This is a genomic window from Pedobacter sp. UYP1, from assembly GCF_040547305.1.
Lineage (GTDB): Bacteria > Bacteroidota > Bacteroidia > Sphingobacteriales > Sphingobacteriaceae > Pedobacter.
This window is the reverse complement of sequence record NZ_JBEPPL010000021.1, coordinates 17552-35808: the sequence shown is the minus strand read 5'-3', so window position 1 is coordinate 35808 and position 18257 is coordinate 17552. Positions and strand designations below refer to the sequence as shown.

The window sequence follows — 18257 nt, the reverse complement described above, 5'->3', positions numbered from 1 at the left end:
AATGAAAACACAAAAGATTTACGACATCATAGGTATTGGTATCGGTCCCTTTAATTTGGGAATGGCCGCGCTGGCAGCACCTTTAGAAGATTTGTCGGTTATATTTTTCGACCAGGCTGCAGTTTTTAACTGGCATCCTGGAATGATGTTGAACGATGCTACCCTTCAGGTCCCATTTATGGCCGATCTGGTAACTTTAGCAGATCCAACAAGTCCCTATAGCTTCCTTAATTTTATCAAACAAACCGATCGGTTGTATAAATTTTATATCCGGGAAGATTTTTATATCCTGCGTAAGGAATACAATGCCTATTGCAAATGGGTAATCGCACAATTGCCTTCCTGTCAGTTTAATCAGAAAGTATTAAGCACTGACTATGACGAAACACAGCAGCTTTATAAACTGATCGTTGAAGATCAGCATAGTTTAGAAAAACAGGTTTATTATACGCGTAAATTAGTTTTAGGTACCGGAACCATTCCGAAAATGCCTGACTTTGTAAAACCAGGCAAACTTGCTCATGTAATCCACACTTCTGCTTATCTGAATACCAAAAGTGAACTGCTGAAGCAGCAAAACGTAACTATTATTGGTTCAGGACAGAGTGCTGCAGAGATTTTCTATGATCTTTTGCCGGAAACAGAAAATGGATTAAAACTGAAATGGTTTACCCGTCCAGATCGTTTTTTTCCAATGGAATATTCAAAACTTACCTTGGAGCTGACTTCACCAGAATATGTAGACCACTTCTATAATCTACCTGATGGAAAACGTAAGCAGGTATTGAGTAAGCAAAACTCATTGTTTAAAGGCATAAATTATAGTTTAATTAATCAGATTTTTGATAAACTATATGAATTAAGCGTGGACGGTGAAGAGCCCAATGTGAAATTAAGCCCTAACTGCCAGCTGAATAATATTACTGCCGCCGAAGATGGCAGTGCCAATCTACATTTTTACCATACAGAGGTAGAAAAAGAATTTGTAGAGCAAACTGATTTTGTCGTACTGGCTACCGGTTATAAATATAAAGAGCCTGCATTCTTGCAAGGCATTCACCACCGGATTTCAAGGAATGAAGATAATTTGTATGGAGTCGGACGCAATTATGCTATAGATACCAATGGCGATGAAATTTTTGTACAGAATGCAGAATTGCATACGCATGGTTTTGTAACCCCGGATTTAGGGATGGGTGCTTACCGGAATTCCTCAATCATTAATACCGTGTTAGGCAGAGAAGCTTACAAAGTTGAAAAGAAAATTGCCTTCCAGACTTTTGGTGTGGCAAAGGCCGATGAATCAGAAAACCCACTTAAAGATATTCTTGCAACAGAAAACCTGGCAGTTTAAGTCACTGTCCACAGTTAAATAAAGACCATGAATTACAATCATTTTGACAATATTAAGCCGCTTAAGAAAGCAGTTTGGGATAAGGTGAATTTAAATTATATCGCCAAGGCCATTGTAGAACTCATGCACGAAAAACTTGCAGCGCCTGAAATTACAGGAACAGATGTTGCTGGTTTGACGCATTTCCGTTTAAATACGGATCACGAAAATATCTATTATACTTTTGTGGCAAGTCTTCGTGCTTTAGATTACTGGCATATCCAGAAAGAATCGCTTCATAAATTTGTGGATGAAACAGCTGTACCTTTGGATAATGCGCCTGCATTTTTCACAGAAACACAGCACACTTTTGGCGTAAAATCCTTTACGCTTGCACATTTTGTAGAAGAAACACTGAATACCCTGTATGCTGATGCATTTATCCATGAAAAAGGACGCCTAACCGCAAATCAGCTTGCTGATGCAGATTATCAGACAATTGAAAGCCAGATGGACGGACATCCCTGGGCAACAATTAATAAAGGCAGGATTGGATTTAACCATAGCGACCAAGGCAAATATGCACCAGAAGCAGGACAGTCAACACAATTAGCCTGGTTAGCAGTTCATAAAAAGCGAGCTGATTTTAAATCTCTGGCATCCATTGATATGGCTGTCTTTTATGAAGATGAGTTAGGTTTTGAACAGATTAACCAGTTTAATGAAATACTCAGCGATAAGAACTTAAATCCCGCCGACTACTTATTTATTCCTGTTCATGAATGGCAATGGAATAACAAGATCGTTTTACAGCTTGCCCATGATATTGCCAGTCAATATGTTGTACCCCTGGCTTTAGGGAATGACCTTTATAAATGTCAGCAAAGTATCCGTACTTTCTTCAATATTAGTAACCCACGTAAGCATTACGTTAAAACAGCGATTTCGATCCTGAATACTTCTATATTCAGAGGTTTGTCACCTAAAAAACTAGCTATTGCGCCAAGAGTTACCCAATGGGCAAAAGATATGCTGGATGGTGATGCTTATCTGAAAGAAACTAAGGTTGTTTTATTAGGAGAAGTGGCGACCGCAGCTTATACCCATCCTCAATATAGCGCAATTCCTCAATCTCCTTATCAATATCAGGAGTTTCTAGGGGTGATCTGGAGAGAAAGTGCAGAAAATTATTTAGAAGAAGGAGAGAAGATTATGACGATGGCAAGTTTGCTGTATGTCGATGATCAGGGGAAAAGTTTGGTTGGGGCAATGATTGAAAAATCTGAAATTAGTCCACAAGAATGGCTTCAGGCTTACTTAAAGGCCTACCTTAAACCTATCTTAAGAATTTTTTATAAACATGCTTTCTTCTTTAGTCCGCATGGGGAAAATACAATTATGGTCATGAAGGATTATATCCCTCAGCGAATCATCATTAAGGATTTTGTAGAAGAAATCGTATTGACAGAAGAATCAAAAGCGAAGTTACCTGAAGATTTGGTTAATGTTTTGAGAGAAATTGATGATGAATTAGCACCATTATTCATTTTATCAGGAATTTTTGATGCTGTATTCAGATATTTAAGTAATATTTTCCACTCTTATGTCGGTTTGAATGAAGCTGAATTCTGGAAAAATGTAGCAGATACTATTTTAGAATTTCAGGAAGAAAACCCTGAACTAGCTGCTAAGTTCTCGAAATTTGACTTGTTTGTCCCTGAATTTGCAAGAGTTTGTATCAATAGAGTTCGCTTATTGACACATGGTTATAGTGAAAGTACAGATGTACCAACTCCAGAAGTGATTGGAACTTTGGCTAATCCTGTAGCTTTTGCTATGCAAGCTAAAGAGCAGGCTGTTTAAGTTGCTAACTCTTAAAAAGGGGTATAGCGGTTGTTTCATCGCTATACCCCTTTTATATTTAGAGTTTCAGCGAGCTAACAGGCATCCGGCAGACAGATTTTTATCATATTTACCAGCTTAAACTGAATAAGATGCAGAATACAATAAAATGGGGGATGATAGGATGCGGGGATGTCACAGAAGTAAAAAGCGGACCTGCTTTCAATAAAGTTGCTGATTCCAGCCTGGTAGCTGTCATGAGCAGAAATGCAGAGAAAGCTGAAGATTATGCAAAAAGGCATCAAATTCCAAAATGGTATAGCAATACACAAGAATTAATTGACGATCCGGAAATTAATGCCATATACATTGCAACGCCACCATTGTCGCACGAAGAACTGACTATCGCAGCTTTAAAAGCAGGGAAATCAGTTTATGTAGAAAAACCAATGGCCGTAAATGCTGTTGCAGGTGAAAAAATGGTGGAAGCCGCTTCCTTATATGGAGCAAAGCTAACTGTTGCACATTACCGTAGAGAACAGCCAGTATTTAAAAAAATTAAAGCACTGCTGGAAGAACAAACAATTGGAACTGTCAAATTCATTAAACTGGATTACCTGCAACCATCCCTGACTGCAAAGGAATTGGCTGATCCGAAAATTCAGTGGCGTTTAGATCCTGCAATTGCTGGAGGAGGGCTGTTTCATGACATTGCACCCCATCAATTAGATTTAATGTTATATTTTTTCGGGCCAATTGAAAAAGCATTTGGAGTTTCAGGTAATCAAGGTGCCTTATATCAGGCAGATGACCTGGTAACTGGAGTCTTGAAGTTCAAAAATAATGTATTTTTTAATGGAACCTGGTGTTTTGATATGCCATTGACTACTCAAAAAGACCTTTGTACCATCACAGGTTCAAAAGGTACCATTTCTTTTGCTGTTTTTGGACTAGGTAACATAGAATTAACAGTAGACGGAAAAACAGAGATCTTTAATTTCCAGGCACTGCAGCATGTGCAGCAACCGATGATTGAGGCGACAGTACGCTATTTCTTAAATAAATCGGCCAATCCTTGTTTCGCTGAAGAAGGACTGACAGTGATGGAAATTATTGACCGGTTTTCAAACCATAGCACTTAGTGCAAAACCAGTATAAGATTGTCTGATTCTGCTTTTTTTTATTAAAATTGCAAAAAGCATTACACTGATCCGAATAATTACAAAAAATATGAATTTTCAAAATACATTATCATTTGCCAGGACAATGGATGAACAGGATCCGTTGCGTAAATTCCGTGATGAATTTTTATTTCCACAGCAAAATGGTAAACCTTTTATATATCTGTGTGGTAATTCACTGGGGCTTCAACCCAAATCGGCACGTGAAGTGCTTGGAAAAGAATTGGACAACTGGCAGAATCTTGCAGTAGAGGGCTGGTTTGAGGGAGATAGTCCATGGATGTTCTATCATAAGGAGCTTAAAAAACTAATGGCGCCGATTGTTGGTGCAACGCCTGCCGAAGTTTGTCCGATGAACACGCTGACAGTTAATCTTCATTTGCTGCTGGTTAGTTTTTATCGCCCGGAGCAGAAAAGATTTAAGATCATTATGGAGGCCGGTGCTTTTCCTTCTGATCAGTACGCACTGGAAAGTCAGGTGCGTTTTCATGGTTATGACCCCGCAGAAGCTATTATAGAAGTTGCGCCAAGAGCTGGCGAGTATACTTTGCGGACAGAAGATATTATTGCCCGTATTGCTGAAAACGCAGATGAGCTGGCCCTGGTTTTATTTGGTGGGATCAACTATTTTACCGGCCAATGGTTTGATATGAAGGCTATCACTGAAGCTGGTCATGCTGCTGGTGCAATTGTAGGATTTGACCTTGCACATGCGGCCGGAAATGTTCCAGTGCAATTACATGAATGGGATATAGATTTTGCCTGCTGGTGCTCTTATAAATACCAAAACAGTGGCCCCGGTGGAATAGGAGGCATATTTGTCCATGAAAAACATTTTAAGGATGATACCTTAAACCGCTTTGCAGGGTGGTGGGGATACCAGGAATCTACCCGTTTTAAGATGGAGAAGGGGTTTGTGCCTGAACCTGGAGCAGATGGCTGGCAGATTAGCTGTTCGCAGGTGATGCCAATGGCTTTATATTATGCTTCACTACAAATTTTTGAAGCTGCAGGTTTTATGGGGCCGATCAGGGAAAAAAGTAAACTTTTAACAGCTTATCTGATTTATATGATAGAACAGGTAAATTTGGCTATTGGTCATCAGCAATATCAGGTGATTACGCCCGGAAATGAAAGTGACAGGGGTACACAGGTTTCTATCATTGCCTCTGGAAATGCGAAAGGGGTTTTTGAAAAATTAGTTGCACATCATGTATTAGGAGATTGGAGAGAGCCAAATGTGATTCGTTTAAGCCCTGTACCTTTATATAATTCTTTTGAGGATGTTTTCCTGACAGGTGAGTTATTGTTGAAAATAAGTAAAGAGATAGCTATATGATAAATTACAATCCTAAAGATTGGTTCACGTTTATTTTTCATATCCATAAGGCAGATACATTCCGGAAGTTATGGCCGCTAATGTTTAGCGTGGCTGTGTTTTCTGGTATCATCGCTTATACAGAGCTTCATTTCTTAAAGTTAGCACAAACCGCAACGGTCAAGAATATAGGTATGATGCATAGTTTGCTGGGGTTTGTGATTTCCATGTTATTGGTTTTCCGGACAAATACTTCTTATGACCGTTGGTGGGAGGGCAGAAGATTATTGGGAGAGCTGACGAATATCAGCCGGAACCTGGCAATCAAGATCAAATCACTGAAGTTGGGAGCGCAGGAATATGAGTATTTCAGTTATGCAATTCCAAAATATGCTTTTGCATTGAAAGAGCATCTTCGGGAGAAACAGTATTTTGGTAAGAACAGCTTCTTGGTAGAAGTTGATGGTGGGAAGCATATTCCTAATCAGGTTGCAGCGAGTCTTTCTGCGCGGATTTTTGATTTGGAGGCTGCGGGCAAGATTTCAGGCGAGCAACTGATCGTATTAAGTGGGGATCTGAACCGTTTTACAGATATATGCGGGGGATGCGAGCGGATTAAGAAAACGCCCATCCCTTTTTCTTATAGTGCTTTTATAAAAAAATTCTTATTTATCTATGTGATTACTTTGCCATTCGGCTGGGTATTTAGTCTGGGTTATTTCGTGATTCCGATTGTACCTTTTATCTTATATGTACTGGCAAGTTTGGAGCTCATTGCCGAAGAAATAGAAAACCCGTTTGGCGAGGATGCAAATGATTTACCTGTGGACGAAATTTGCAATAATATTGAAAAGCATGTGGGGGAAATTCTGAACTAAATGATAAAAATAGCTTATCATCCTTTGTATGCACATCCTTTACCAGAAGGACATCGTTTCCCCATGTTAAAGTATGAACTTATACCTGAGCAGCTGTTACATGAAGGTGTGATTAGTGCTGATCAGCTTTTTGCGCCTGAACTGGTGAGTGAAGAGGTTATATTGTTGTCGCATGATTTGGGATATTGGTCGCAGCTGAGAGATTTTACTTTACCACCCAGGGAGCAGCGCAGAATAGGTTTTCCTCTTAATGCACAGCTACTGGAACGGGAGTTAAGAATTACCCAGGGAACGATTGATGGAGCACTGTTCGCGAAAGAGTCTGGCCTTGCTTTTAATGTGGCAGGTGGTACACATCATGCAGGTTCTGATTGGGGGGAAGGGTTTTGTTTGCTGAACGATCAGGCTATTGCTGCAAATTATCTGTTGAACAGGGGCATTTATAAACGGATTCTGATTATAGATCTGGATGTGCATCAGGGAAATGGGACTGCCCAGATTTTAGAAAATGTACCGGGTGTATTTACCTTCTCTATGCACGGGGAGAAGAATTTCCCTTTCCGCAAAGAGGTTTCTGATTGGGATATTGGATTGGATGTTGGAACAGGTGACGACGTTTATCTCTCACTGCTTGGACATGTACTGCCTGAATTACTGGAGAAACACAAACCGGAGTTTGTATTTTATTTGTCTGGAGTAGATGTTTTGACAACTGATAAGTTGGGGAAGCTGGGGATGAGTAAACAAGGATGCAGAGAAAGAGACAGAATAGTTTTTCAATTTTGTAAAGAAAAAGGGTTGCCCGTACAGGTTAGTATGGGTGGCGGGTATTCACCTGCTATTAAAGATATTGTAGAGGCGCATTGTAATACTTTTAAAGTTGGTTTAGATTTGCTGTCTCCAATATAAAAAAGACAGCGATATCTAAGCTGCGCATTCATTCCTGGTGCCAGAAATAAAATTCTGCTTCATCTGGATTTCACCTTTTTTTCAACATCCTTCTCGTTCTGGACAGGTATCGCTTGTGATGCCAGATCTCACTGATAATGAGTGTTAAAAAGCCAGCAACCTGTTTGCTGACATCATATTCTTTAAGTGTTTTGGAGAGGTTAATGCAGTTTGGAAAGGAGTTAATGGTTTTTTAATGTGAAGTATTTTGATGAAATTTAGGGATTCTAAAAAAGGAGAATAGATGAAGATTGTAATTGCAGAGAAACCATCCGTTGCACGTGAATTAGCTAAAGTATTTGGCGCAACGGGTAGAAAAGACGGATACATTGAGGGGAAAGGTTATACTTTTACCTGGGCATTCGGACATCTGCTTCAATTGGCACCTCCGCAGGAATATGGCTTTATTGGCTGGAGAAGGCAACATCTGCCCATGCTCCCGGCTAAATTTAAACTGGCGATCCGGAAAATTAAAACTAAAGATGGTTTTGTTGAAGATCCAGGAGTAAGGAAACAGCTCGATATTATCAAGAAACTTTTTGATGAGGCTACAGAGATTATTGTCGCAACGGATGCCGGGAGGGAAGGCGAACTCATTTTCCGCTATATCTATTATTTCCTGAAATGTAAAAAACCATTTAAAAGACTTTGGATCTCTTCGCAGACTGACGAAGCTATTAAAGAAGGATTTCGGAATCTGAAACCCGGTACTGATTATGACACTTTATTTAATTCCGCACATTGCAGGTCAGAATCCGACTGGCTGGTCGGAATGAATGCTACTCAGGCCCTGAGTATATCTGCTGGTGCAAGATCAGTACTTTCGCTGGGCAGGGTACAAACACCCACTTTGGCAATGATCTGCTCCAGGTTTATTGAAACCAGGAATTTTGTACCCCAATTATATTATCAGCTGGGAATACAGCTGGATAAGGACGGACAGCTTTTTAAGGCAGTTTCTACAGTCAACTTTAATGTAAAAGAAGAAGCTCAGGTTTTATTTGATAAGATTGAAGATGTAGGCTCTGGATTCCCAACCGGAGGAAAAATCCTGGATGTGGAAGCTAAGCCGCGCAAAGAACCACCTCCGCTATTGCATGATTTAAGTAGCTTGCAACAAGAGGCCAATAAACGTAAAGGTTATACCGCAGATCAGACGCTTAATTTGCTGCAGAATTTATATGAAAGTAAATTGGTTTCTTATCCGCGTACAGGTAGCAGGTATATTGGAGATGATGTTTTTGCCGGCGTTCCTCAACTGATTACACAGCTCACAACACACCCTGATTTTGGAAAACAGGCAGAATTCTTAATGACCGTACCTTTAAATAAAAGGAGTGTAAATGCGAAAAAGGTTACCGATCACCACGCTATTTTACCCACAGGAGAAACTCCTGCTCATTTAAGCGCTGACAAACAGGCTGTATATGATATGGTTGTAGGTCGTATGCTGGAAGCTTTCCATCAGGAATGTATAAAAGAAGTAACTAAAATAACTATTGAATCCGGTTCGCTGTTTATTGCAAATGGAACAGTAATACGTTCTGCAGGATGGCGGTCGGTATTAAATGATAAAGAAGAAGATAAGAAAGATGAGGACAACCCCTCTCTTCCAAAAGTTAAAAAGGGGGAAATGTTGCCTATTATAGCAAAAGCTTTGTTAGAGAAACAGACTAAACCTAAGCCCTTGTATAATGAGGCATCTTTATTAAAAGCACTGGAAACTTCTGGTAAAGAGATTGAAGATGAGGAACTTCGTTATGCGATGAAAGATAGTGGGCTGGGGACTCCGGCAACCAGAGCATCAATTATCGAAACACTGATTACCAGAGAATACATTATGCGGGAGAAAAGAAATCTTGTCCCAACTTTTAAAGGTCTGGCGGTTTATGACGTGGTGAAAGATCAGAAAATTGCACAAGCAGAATTGACAGGCTCGTGGGAAAAAAGACTGGAAGAGATCCGGTCTGGTGCGTCTGTTGCAGACTTTAAAGCAGAGATCTCAGAATATACAAGGTCAATTACCAATGAATTACTCGCTGCCGGAGCAGGCCTGGCAGAAAAATTAGTTCCAAAGAAAGAAGATCCCGCAGTCGTATAGCCATAGCTTTTTTGAACTGGCCTTTCAGAAAATAGGGTAATATTTCTTCAAAAGAATATTACCCTATTTTCTTTAGCAGCAAAGCAGATAATTGCGTGGTAATCTTTCCCACTTTACCGCCACCAATTTCTTTATCATCTACTTTTAGCACCGGAAGGATATTTTTCGTTGTACTGGTAATAAAGGCTTCACTTGCATTATATAGTTCTTCGAGATTAAACTCACGTTCAGTTAGTTGAAAACCTGTGTCCTCTAGATTCAAGATGTTTTTGCGAATGACTCCGGCCAGAATATTGTTTTTAGCAGTAACAACTTCACCCTCAGTAGTCACTATGAAAAAGTTGGCCCTTGGCGTTTCTCTGACAAAGCCATTATACTGATACAATACATCATTCGCATTCTTCTCTTTAATGAATGGTTGTAACCAGATTGCCATAGAATAATCCAGCGTCTTCATTTCTGACAATTGTCTTTGATAGGGATAAGTAACCAAAGTAGTTCCTTCAGCCTGAAGCCCCTGGGGGATCGTTAAGGCCGTCTGGCTGATGACCAGGTTCTGTGCAGCCGGAAGGGTATAAGCATCATCAGAATAACCACCAGTTAAAGTCATCTTGATTCCTGAATCCGGCAAATTATTTCTTTGCATCAATTCAGCAATAATATCTTTTAATTCTGCAGGAGTCTGACTGATCTGCAGATGCATTTTTTTTGCAGAATTATAAAATCGGGCTATATGGTCATCTAAAAAAACAGGCCTGCCATTTATTGTTTTAAAGAAATCAAATATTCCATAACCTCTTTGTATGGAAAGATCTGTAACTAATAAGGAAGCTTGTGTTTCCGCTATAAAACTATGGTTTAGAAAAACAGTATTAATGCCCATCATTCGCGCTGTTTAGGGTATGGTAAGTGTTTAAAATTAAAAAGGTGCTGTTAATTAACAGGCTCGTGCAATATTAATAAATTTCCCGGGCTTGATACTTCATCCAATTGTTATATTCGTTCCAGAATTCCTATGCATAGCATTTTAAGTTGATGTTATCGTATAGTTTTATGATTAGCCATTCTAAACCTATGTATATCACTTTATTTATTCTCTGCGCATTATCCTTATTGGTTTATGCCATTTTAACCTTACCAGTTTTTGGTCGTTTACCGGAAGGTGCAAGGCTGGAACGTATCAGGCGGTTGCCTAATGCGCAAGGCGATGAACTCCAAAATCAATCTTCAACGCCTATGGTGCCCGAAGATGGTTATTTTGCAATCGTCAAAGCCATGCTGAAGGGTAATCCCAACAGCAGGCCAGCAGCTATTTTACCACATGTTTCACCAGAACTTGATTCCGTATCGGGTTCAAAAGTTACCTGGTTTGGACACTCTTCTTATTTATTGCAGCTGGATACTTTAAAAATACTAGTAGATCCAGTATTCAGTAAAACACCTTCCCCGTTTTCTTTTATTGGTAAAAAGCAATACGCGGGTACTGATTTTATCAGAGCGGAAGATTTTCCTGCAATTGATGTGCTTTTGATTACCCATGATCATTATGATCATATGGATTATCAAAGTATATTAAAGCTAAAGGGGAACGTAAAACACTTTTTAACCTCGGCAGGCGCAGGATCTCATTTAATCCGCTGGGGAATTCCGGCAGAGAAAATTACTGAACTTGCATGGGAGGAAGAAGCTGTTTTATGTGGTCTTAAATTTACAGCAAAACCAGCAAGACATTTTACTGGAAGATTATTTAAACGCAACCGCACCTTATGGTCTTCATTTATTTTGGAAACTCCCGAACATAAATTGTTTTTGGGCGGAGACTCTGGCTATGACAGCCATTTTAAGGTTATTGGTGACGAACACGGCCCGTTTGATCTGGCAATTCTAGAATGCGGGCAGTATAACGAATTATGGCCTTTGATCCATATGTTTCCTGAACAAACGGTGATGGCAGCAAAGGATCTGAAAGCAAAAGTACTTTTACCAGTGCATTGGGGAAAGTTCACGCTGGCATTACACGACTGGAATGATTCTATTTTGCGGGTTTCTAAAAGTGCTGAAGAATCAGCGCAGCCGATAACAACTCCTTTAATGGGAGAAACCTTTGTGCTCGGTGGAATTTATCCGGATACGAAATGGTGGCTAAATGTAGAGAATGGTAAACAATAGTTTTTAATGCTTGTTATACTTATGAATTCAAAATATGAAAGCTATGAAAACGGATCTTATAGAAATTTTTCAAACAATCAGGGCAACTTTACAACCTTATACTACTTTAGGCTTCAATGATGGGGTAAATAGTGATCAGAAATACGATCTTTGGGCTGCTTCGCCTGCACAGAAAGATGGGGAGGAAAAATCCGGTGTATTTTTTCTCAGTATAGAGATTAAGGATGATCATGTTGCTTTTGAGGTATTGCCAGATTCTATTCCTCAGCATGAGCGCGTTATGTTTATTAAAGAGCTGGATGACGTAACTTTGAATTTAATAGAGGATAAAGTTGCTGCAGGCTACAAGATATTCAAAGAGCATGGATGGGTGTAAGGCAACTTGAAATTCAATGGAGATAAAAAGAGCAGGTATTGCTATAACAAAAAACAAGAGTGAGTGTACAAAAAATAAGCTGGCAACAAGAGCTTAAACAAGCGTTACTGGATATTGGCATTGAGTCAGAACTTTATACTTCTGACTCTTTTCTTTTATTAAAGTTCCTGGATAATGATGAATTGTATCTTAATTTATTAAGTATAGCCATCCATCCTGATTCAGCAGAAACGTTACGATTACAACAGGAATATACGGTTTCAGGCAAACAGTTGATTCAACTTTGGGAAGATATCTGGGCTGATAAACCGAAACAGATTCTGAGCCGTATTAGTGCTTTACTAGGAAAGAACCAGCGGATTCATGGTAGGAAAACCGCTGTGATAGGTATAACCCAGCCAGAGGCAGATACTTTCCTGAAAGAGAACCACCTTCAGGGATCAGCTAAAGCGAGACATAGATATGCCTTGATTTTTGATGGTCAGTTTGTTGCAGTAGCTACTTTTAGTGGCAAAAGAAAAATGACCAGAAGACACGAAGATCACACCTCTGTTGAACTGATCAGATTCGCCACTGCCGATGGATTTACAATACAGGGTGGGCTAAGCAAGCTGATCAAACATTTAATCAAAACTATTCTCCCCAGTGATGTGATGACCTATGCCGATCTGGACTGGTCTTATGGAAAAGGTTATACCAAGTTAGGTTTTGAACTGGTTGGGCAAATCCCTCCCGCAGAAATATGGCTGGATACGGTGAATAATATCCGCTATTTTCCGCATCGCTTGCCAGAAGAAATCAGTACTGTTATTGCTGAACTGACAGCAACAGAGAAAGCAACCTATTTAAAATCTTTAAACTATAGCCGTGTTTTTAATATGGGGAACCTGAAATATATCATACCATGCAAATAAAGAAAAACCCACTTTTAATTATACTTGGTCCAACGGCCTCGGGAAAAACTAAACTTGCGGTTAGTGTTGCAGCCGCATTGGATGGGGAAGTTATCAGTGCAGACAGCAGGCAGGTATTTAAGGATATGGATATTGGGACCGGAAAGGATTTGCACGAATATAAGATTGGTGAAAAACTTATTCCCTATCATTTGATTAATATCAGAGAGGCAGGTGAGAATTATAATGTGAATTCATTTAAAGAAGATTTCTATCAAATATTTGAAAATCTTAATCAGCAGCATAAAGTACCGGTGCTGTGCGGCGGCACGGGCATGTATATTCATAGTATCCTGCAAAATCATGAGTTTACAGCAGTGCCAGTCAATGAAGAATTGCGGACAAGTCTTCCATCACATGATATTGAAGCATTACGTAAAGTGTTGGCAGAATATCCGGCTGCATTAACGGCCCATGCAGATCTTTCTTCTGCTAAGAGATTAGTCAGAGCTATTGAGATTGCGGCATATTTACAACATCATACATTAATAGAAGAAAACCGTCCCTTGCTGAATCCTTTAGTGATCGGGCTTGGTGGAGAGGTTGATTCCCGTAGAGAAAGAATTTATAAAAGGCTGAATGAGCGTTTTGACAATGGTCTTATTGAAGAGGTCGAAGGGCTTTTAAAGCGGGGAGTAGGTGCTGAAATGCTGCTCTTCTATGGTTTGGAATATAAATTTATCACTGAATATCTTCAAAATAAGCTCAGTTTACCAGACTTAAAAGAGAAATTGTACATCGCAATCCGCCAATTTGCAAAGAGGCAGATGACTTTTTTCAGAAAAATGGAAAAAGACGGTATTATGATAAACTGGCTTGATTCTGCAATGGATCCTGTCCAATTAAAGAAGGAAGTTATCAAATTATATACGGAGTCATTCGGTCAGTAAGCGGCTGTTACATAAGCTGATCAAGTATTCCTTACCAAATGTTGCAGGAGATGACGTTCCTGATTATTGCTGAAAAACTTCCTGTTTTGAAAAAAGCCATCTATACCATTTTAAGGCTTGTTTGATCAGGAAAAAGAGCAGTTGATTATCGTAGTGGCATGCATTTTGTATTTACCCCATGAAAGATTGATAATAATTGTCAATCGTCAAAACACATGAATAAATATAAACAAATGAAAAATTCTACTAAATATCTTGCTTCGGCAGCAGCTGTTGTGGCAATGTTCTTTACAACTAATGTTAGTGCTCAAAAAATAGGTGTTGGTGCAAATATAGGTATCCCTACAAATAATAATTATAGCGTTGCCGCCGGTATTGATGTACGTGCACAGTTTGATGTAACTAAACAATTATCGGTGCCAATCGCAACTGGTTATAATCACTATTTTGCAAAAGACCGTGTATATAATGTAGGTGCTGTCAATAACATTGAAGTTCCGGACTATGCTTACATTCCTGTAAAAACTGGCTTAAAGTATTTCTTTGATCCAACAGGTTCAGGTATCTATGCAATGGGTGAAGTAGGTGCTGCTTTTGGCGTATCTAAAGATTCAAAAACAACTTTCCTTTATGCGCCAACTCTTGGTTACTCATGGAGTAATGGTTTAGACTTAGGTATTAAATATGAAAATACTGGTAAAGGTGATGCATTACGTTATGCAAACAACTATGATAACAAAAGTGTAGGACAGATCGCTTTGCGTATCGCTTACGGTTTCAAATTATAGTCAGAAAAGATAAGTTAAATTTAAAAAGGGTGGGTGTCTTTAAGACATCCACCCTTTTTTGTTAAAAGAAATAGGCTTACCGGTGCTTAACTAAGTCCATTAAAACCACTTGTATCAATAGGATGAAATCTGAATTACCGGATCGCCTTATTAAACAATAGTTTAACCCTTATAATTCACCAGACCCATAAAAACCATTTGTTCTTCAACAGTATAGTTCTAAACTTATTTAAGCATTCTTAACATCTGGTCCTGCATAATAGAAACCTTCGCTTCCAGGTCATTGAATCTGTTGTAGAGTTCTCCTGGCTCAGGGAATTCAAATATAAAACCTGCTCTTAATTTCCAGACCTCTATTACATCCGAAACGTCTAAAATTATATTTGGATATTCCCTCTTATTTTGATTATCAGAGAGTAAGATGAGTTTTCCTGTTTCATGAATTCTGTTTAATACCCTTTTCATCACGATACCCTCTGATCTTGTGATCACTATGTAAACATATCTGTCCCGGATATCATCGAAGCTCTCTACCCAACGGCCTATCGCTATAGAAGAGTTATGCATTGTTGGTGACATAGAATGCCCCCTGATTTCAAACGCCCGGTGTGAACCACCTTTGATCCCTGGCATGCGGATAGTAGGTAAACGTTCAATGTATTCCGGATCTGCGTAACCGTTCAGATAACCAGCCGCCGCTTTTACATTGACAAGACTGATCAGTTCTTCATTATTCTCATTCACGGACACTACTTTTGGTACGCCGAAATTGAGATTTGGAGTGTCAGCTGGAGCGTCATGTTTTCGCAGCGCTGGGGTGTCATTTTTGGATACTGTTGTTTGTGGATAAACAACTGCTGATTCATTTACCAGATGTGCCTTTTGTTCTGCTGCAATATTAAGTTGCTGAAGCAAAATATCGGAAGATGTACCAAAAATATAATTTGGATTTATACCGAATTTAATAAAGAATATCTGTAGAAAATCCCCGCTTATCTTAATTCTATTATTCAGAATCTCTGAAAGATAAGATTGGCTGATACCAAGTTGCAGCGCAATATCCTTCTTGCTTTTCACGAGTTTATTCCCTGTCAGGAAGTCAACCACCTCTTTAAACCGCTGATTAATTGTTTTCTCCAATTGAGTATGTGCTTATTACAGATATTCTGTACGATTTGAAAAAATATTTTCTTTTAATACAGAATATCTGTATAATTGTAAACTTAATCGAACAATAATCGAAGGTAAGAAAAATAAAAACGAGATGTGCCAGAAAAACAAAAGACAGCAGGATGGAATATATAACTAATAACAAAATAGGTCTTACCTATAGTGAATATGTTGACCTGTTTGGACTGGACTCTTATAAGAATGATAAGCGGCGTAATAACATCACTGTCCATGGACTGGGAGGGAATGGCCGTAAAGTATATATCGAGTATGAAACCCTCAAAGAAAACCGTAAAGAAGTAATCAGGGCGAAATATGGAAACCCATATGAATACCTGGCTAAAACTCCTGTCCTGAACTTAATCAACTGGGATTATGAGGCACAAAAATTCTATGAACATTACGTATTGCCTAATGGATTAAAACTGCCAGCTTGTGATAAAGATATCAATGGTAAAAGACAGATCAATTATGTAGACCGGTATACCAGAGCTGCCAGCTGGCTTAATATGCTCGCCAGTTTTACAAATGATAAAAAGGCAATCAAACGAGAGTTAAAAATCAGCTTGACTGTATTTTGGGATATCGTTACAGAACTGATCCGTAAAGAGGAGATTGGGATACCAGGCAATGCAAAAAGATTAAGAGAAAAGCTCAGGCAATATCAGGAGTTAACAGATCCCGCACATCAATATGAACTCTTGATAGAAAAGTTCAGGTTTGGGAATGAAAATGCGAAAAAGATTAAAGGAGAAGCTGCGGAAGCTGTTTTATTGAAGCTATTGTCCGATCCCAGAAAGCATGATTATACTGTGGTCGCAGCGGCCTATAATAAATTTGCGGAATCAAACGGTCAGCATCAGGTTACACCGGGAGCAATTGGCTATTTCAAAAACAGAAATGAACATATTCTGTCCGCATCCAGAGAAGGAAAGAAAAATGCTTACAGCAAATACAGTAAACATATACAAAGGGACAGGGCTTCAGCACCACTTCTGTTTGTCAACGCAGATGATAATTGTTTAGATCTGTTTTTTGAGACAGAGACATGGACAGAAACCGGAGGTACAAAGAAAAGTAAATACTATCGCCCGATGCTTTATGTGATTACTGATACTTATAACGATTATATACTAGGTTATGCTTTTGGAGATCGGGTAACGCATGAATTAATTTATGAGGCTTTTCGTAATGCAATGAACCATATCCAGGTATTGACGGGTAACTATTATTTGCCACATCAACTGCAAACCGATCGCTGGGGACTTGACGTTAAGCTCAAAAACAAACTGGCTGAATTTTATAGCAAGGTAGCCATATTCACTCCACAGGCCCATGGTGTACCGCAGGGAAAATATATTGAAAGGAGTTTTGGTGTAGAGTGGCATCAGGTGCTCAAAGCAATGCCTTCTAATAATTATGCAGGTAAAAATATCACTGCTAAGGAGCGCCTGAGTGCTGAATATGTAGTACAGGCTTCAAAAGATTACCCTAAAATAGAGGAGATGCCGGCTATCGTGGAAACATTTATCAATGTGATGCGCATGAAGCCCAATCCTAAATCTGGCGTAAGCAGACAAAAAGAATGGCTGGAGGCATTTAATGCTTCTGAAAAAAGTAAAGTCAAGCTTATTGATACCGCTTTGAAACTTCAGTTAATGGGTAAAAAAAGGGCGGGTGAACCACTCACGCTCACCGCAAGCGGATTAAGGCCAGTATTAGAAGGGAAAAAGATCAGTTTGGATATTCCTGACCAGATAATTTATGAACATCATGGTAAAAAAGTAGAGGTAATTTATGATCCTCAAAATCTCAGTGAAGTCTTAATTACGGATGGCAAGGGACTGAGGTTTGTTGCCAGTCCTTATCAAAAAGTCCCTGCTGCTATCGCCGATTACCAAACAGGCGACCGGGAAAGAATCGGAAGTTTATTTGAAGCTAAAAAGCAAATAGGTGCACTTTTAACGCAAACACTGGAACAACGCGTAAAGATTTTAGATGAAATCCTTATAGATCCCCAAAGTCTTTTACAAGCAGGTGTGCTGATTAAGGATTTAAAACAGGGAGCAGAAACACTTTATCTGGAAAGTCAATATCAGGCCGTACTGCTCAGACCAAAGCATAAGATCTCAGCTAAACAAGTAACAGCAGGAAAGGTGGTAACACAAGAACAAGTGGTAGCACAAGAACTAGTAACAGCACAACGAGTAACAACACAAGAGCCGGAAGCCGAAGAGGAATTAAATCCTTACGACTTCTATTAACAAAAAAAGCCGCCTTTGCAGAGGCGGCCATTATAAACATTTTAAA

Annotated in this window: 15 protein-coding genes; 13 read left to right on the top strand and 2 right to left on the bottom strand. The window is 39.2% G+C overall.

What is annotated here, in order from left to right:
* The first annotated feature begins 1 nt into the window (after window position 1).
* The 7 genes from ABIB30_RS25595 to ABIB30_RS25565 all read left to right on the top strand — a co-directional run bounded on the left by ABIB30_RS25595 (window position 2) and on the right by ABIB30_RS25565 (window position 9601).
* Window positions 2–1354 (top strand): lysine N(6)-hydroxylase/L-ornithine N(5)-oxygenase family protein, encoded by a 1353-nt coding sequence (locus tag ABIB30_RS25595; protein WP_354305868.1) that lies wholly within the window; start codon window positions 2–4, stop codon window positions 1352–1354.
* 27 nt (window positions 1355–1381) lie between these two features.
* Window positions 1382–3196 (top strand): IucA/IucC family protein, encoded by a 1815-nt coding sequence (locus tag ABIB30_RS25590; protein ID WP_354305866.1) that lies wholly within the window; start codon window positions 1382–1384, stop codon window positions 3194–3196.
* 131 nt (window positions 3197–3327) lie between these two features.
* Window positions 3328–4317, top strand: a complete 990-nt coding sequence (locus ABIB30_RS25585; RefSeq protein WP_354305865.1) for a Gfo/Idh/MocA family protein — start codon at window positions 3328–3330, stop codon at window positions 4315–4317.
* Window positions 4318–4405: 88 nt separating this feature from the next.
* Entirely contained in the window at window positions 4406–5695 is a 1290-nt protein-coding gene (gene kynU, locus ABIB30_RS25580) for a kynureninase (protein ID WP_354305864.1), read from the top strand.
* Window positions 5692–6552, top strand: a complete 861-nt coding sequence (locus ABIB30_RS25575; RefSeq protein ID WP_354305863.1) for a bestrophin family protein — start codon at window positions 5692–5694, stop codon at window positions 6550–6552. The genes kynU and ABIB30_RS25575 overlap by 4 nt, the downstream gene beginning before the upstream one ends.
* A complete protein-coding gene (locus tag ABIB30_RS25570; RefSeq protein WP_354305862.1) occupies window positions 6553–7461 on the top strand; it encodes a histone deacetylase family protein in 909 nt (302 codons plus the stop codon).
* A gap of 283 nt (window positions 7462–7744) precedes the next feature.
* Window positions 7745–9601 (top strand): DNA topoisomerase, encoded by a 1857-nt coding sequence (locus tag ABIB30_RS25565; RefSeq protein ID WP_354305860.1) that lies wholly within the window; start codon window positions 7745–7747, stop codon window positions 9599–9601.
* A gap of 58 nt (window positions 9602–9659) precedes the next feature.
* Here ABIB30_RS25565 and ABIB30_RS25560 read toward each other — a convergent pair whose 3' ends face one another.
* Entirely contained in the window at window positions 9660–10487 is an 828-nt protein-coding gene (locus ABIB30_RS25560; protein ID WP_354305859.1) for an aminotransferase class IV, read from the bottom strand.
* Between the two features lie 188 nt (window positions 10488–10675).
* On the opposite strand from ABIB30_RS25560, the gene ABIB30_RS25555 reads away from it, so the two are divergent.
* The 5 genes from ABIB30_RS25555 (at window position 10676) to ABIB30_RS25535 (ending at window position 14777) form a co-directional block, all read left to right on the top strand.
* Window positions 10676–11770 carry an MBL fold metallo-hydrolase gene (locus ABIB30_RS25555; RefSeq protein ID WP_354305858.1) on the top strand — a complete coding sequence of 365 codons (1095 nt, stop codon included), beginning with the start codon at window positions 10676–10678 and terminating at the stop codon, window positions 11768–11770.
* Window positions 11771–11813: 43 nt separating this feature from the next.
* Window positions 11814–12146, top strand: coding sequence for a hypothetical protein (locus tag ABIB30_RS25550; protein ID WP_354305857.1), 333 nt, complete (start codon window positions 11814–11816; stop codon window positions 12144–12146).
* Between the two features lie 59 nt (window positions 12147–12205).
* Entirely contained in the window at window positions 12206–13060 is an 855-nt protein-coding gene (locus ABIB30_RS25545; RefSeq protein ID WP_354305856.1) for a hypothetical protein, read from the top strand.
* On the top strand, window positions 13051–13989 hold the full coding sequence (gene miaA, locus ABIB30_RS25540) for a tRNA (adenosine(37)-N6)-dimethylallyltransferase MiaA (protein WP_354305855.1): 939 nt from the start codon (window positions 13051–13053) through the stop codon (window positions 13987–13989). The genes ABIB30_RS25545 and miaA overlap by 10 nt, the downstream gene beginning before the upstream one ends.
* A gap of 233 nt (window positions 13990–14222) precedes the next feature.
* Window positions 14223–14777, top strand: a complete 555-nt coding sequence (locus ABIB30_RS25535) for a hypothetical protein (protein WP_354305854.1) — start codon at window positions 14223–14225, stop codon at window positions 14775–14777.
* A 225-nt stretch (window positions 14778–15002) separates the two neighbouring features.
* Here ABIB30_RS25535 and ABIB30_RS25530 read toward each other — a convergent pair whose 3' ends face one another.
* Complete coding sequence (locus ABIB30_RS25530; protein WP_354305853.1) at window positions 15003–15917, bottom strand: LexA family transcriptional regulator; 915 nt, start codon at window positions 15915–15917, stop codon at window positions 15003–15005.
* Window positions 15918–16069: 152 nt separating this feature from the next.
* Here ABIB30_RS25530 and ABIB30_RS25525 point away from each other — a divergent pair, with 152 nt between their 5' ends.
* A complete protein-coding gene (locus ABIB30_RS25525; protein WP_354305852.1) occupies window positions 16070–18211 on the top strand; it encodes a Mu transposase C-terminal domain-containing protein in 2142 nt (713 codons plus the stop codon).
* The last annotated feature ends 46 nt before the right edge of the window (window positions 18212–18257 follow it).

Bases quoted from the DNA above. Each gene is read 5' to 3' on its own strand.
- ABIB30_RS25595 (WP_354305868.1), top strand. From the start codon at position 2: ATGAAAACACAAAAGATTTACGACATCATAGGTATTGGTATCGGTCCC.
- miaA (WP_354305855.1), top strand. From the start codon at position 13,051: ATGCAAATAAAGAAAAACCCACTTTTAATTATACTTGGTCCAACGGCC.
- ABIB30_RS25565 (WP_354305860.1), top strand. From the start codon at position 7,745: ATGAAGATTGTAATTGCAGAGAAACCATCCGTTGCACGTGAATTAGCT.
- ABIB30_RS25550 (WP_354305857.1), top strand. From the start codon at position 11,814: ATGAAAACGGATCTTATAGAAATTTTTCAAACAATCAGGGCAACTTTA.
- ABIB30_RS25560 (WP_354305859.1), bottom strand. From the start codon at position 10,487: ATGATGGGCATTAATACTGTTTTTCTAAACCATAGTTTTATAGCGGAA.
- ABIB30_RS25590 (WP_354305866.1), top strand. From the start codon at position 1,382: ATGAATTACAATCATTTTGACAATATTAAGCCGCTTAAGAAAGCAGTT.
- ABIB30_RS25570 (WP_354305862.1), top strand. From the start codon at position 6,553: ATGATAAAAATAGCTTATCATCCTTTGTATGCACATCCTTTACCAGAA.
- ABIB30_RS25555 (WP_354305858.1), top strand. From the start codon at position 10,676: ATGTATATCACTTTATTTATTCTCTGCGCATTATCCTTATTGGTTTAT.
- ABIB30_RS25525 (WP_354305852.1), top strand. From the start codon at position 16,070: ATGGAATATATAACTAATAACAAAATAGGTCTTACCTATAGTGAATAT.
- kynU (WP_354305864.1), top strand. From the start codon at position 4,406: ATGAATTTTCAAAATACATTATCATTTGCCAGGACAATGGATGAACAG.
- ABIB30_RS25575 (WP_354305863.1), top strand. From the start codon at position 5,692: ATGATAAATTACAATCCTAAAGATTGGTTCACGTTTATTTTTCATATC.
- ABIB30_RS25535 (WP_354305854.1), top strand. From the start codon at position 14,223: ATGAAAAATTCTACTAAATATCTTGCTTCGGCAGCAGCTGTTGTGGCA.
- ABIB30_RS25585 (WP_354305865.1), top strand. From the start codon at position 3,328: ATGCAGAATACAATAAAATGGGGGATGATAGGATGCGGGGATGTCACA.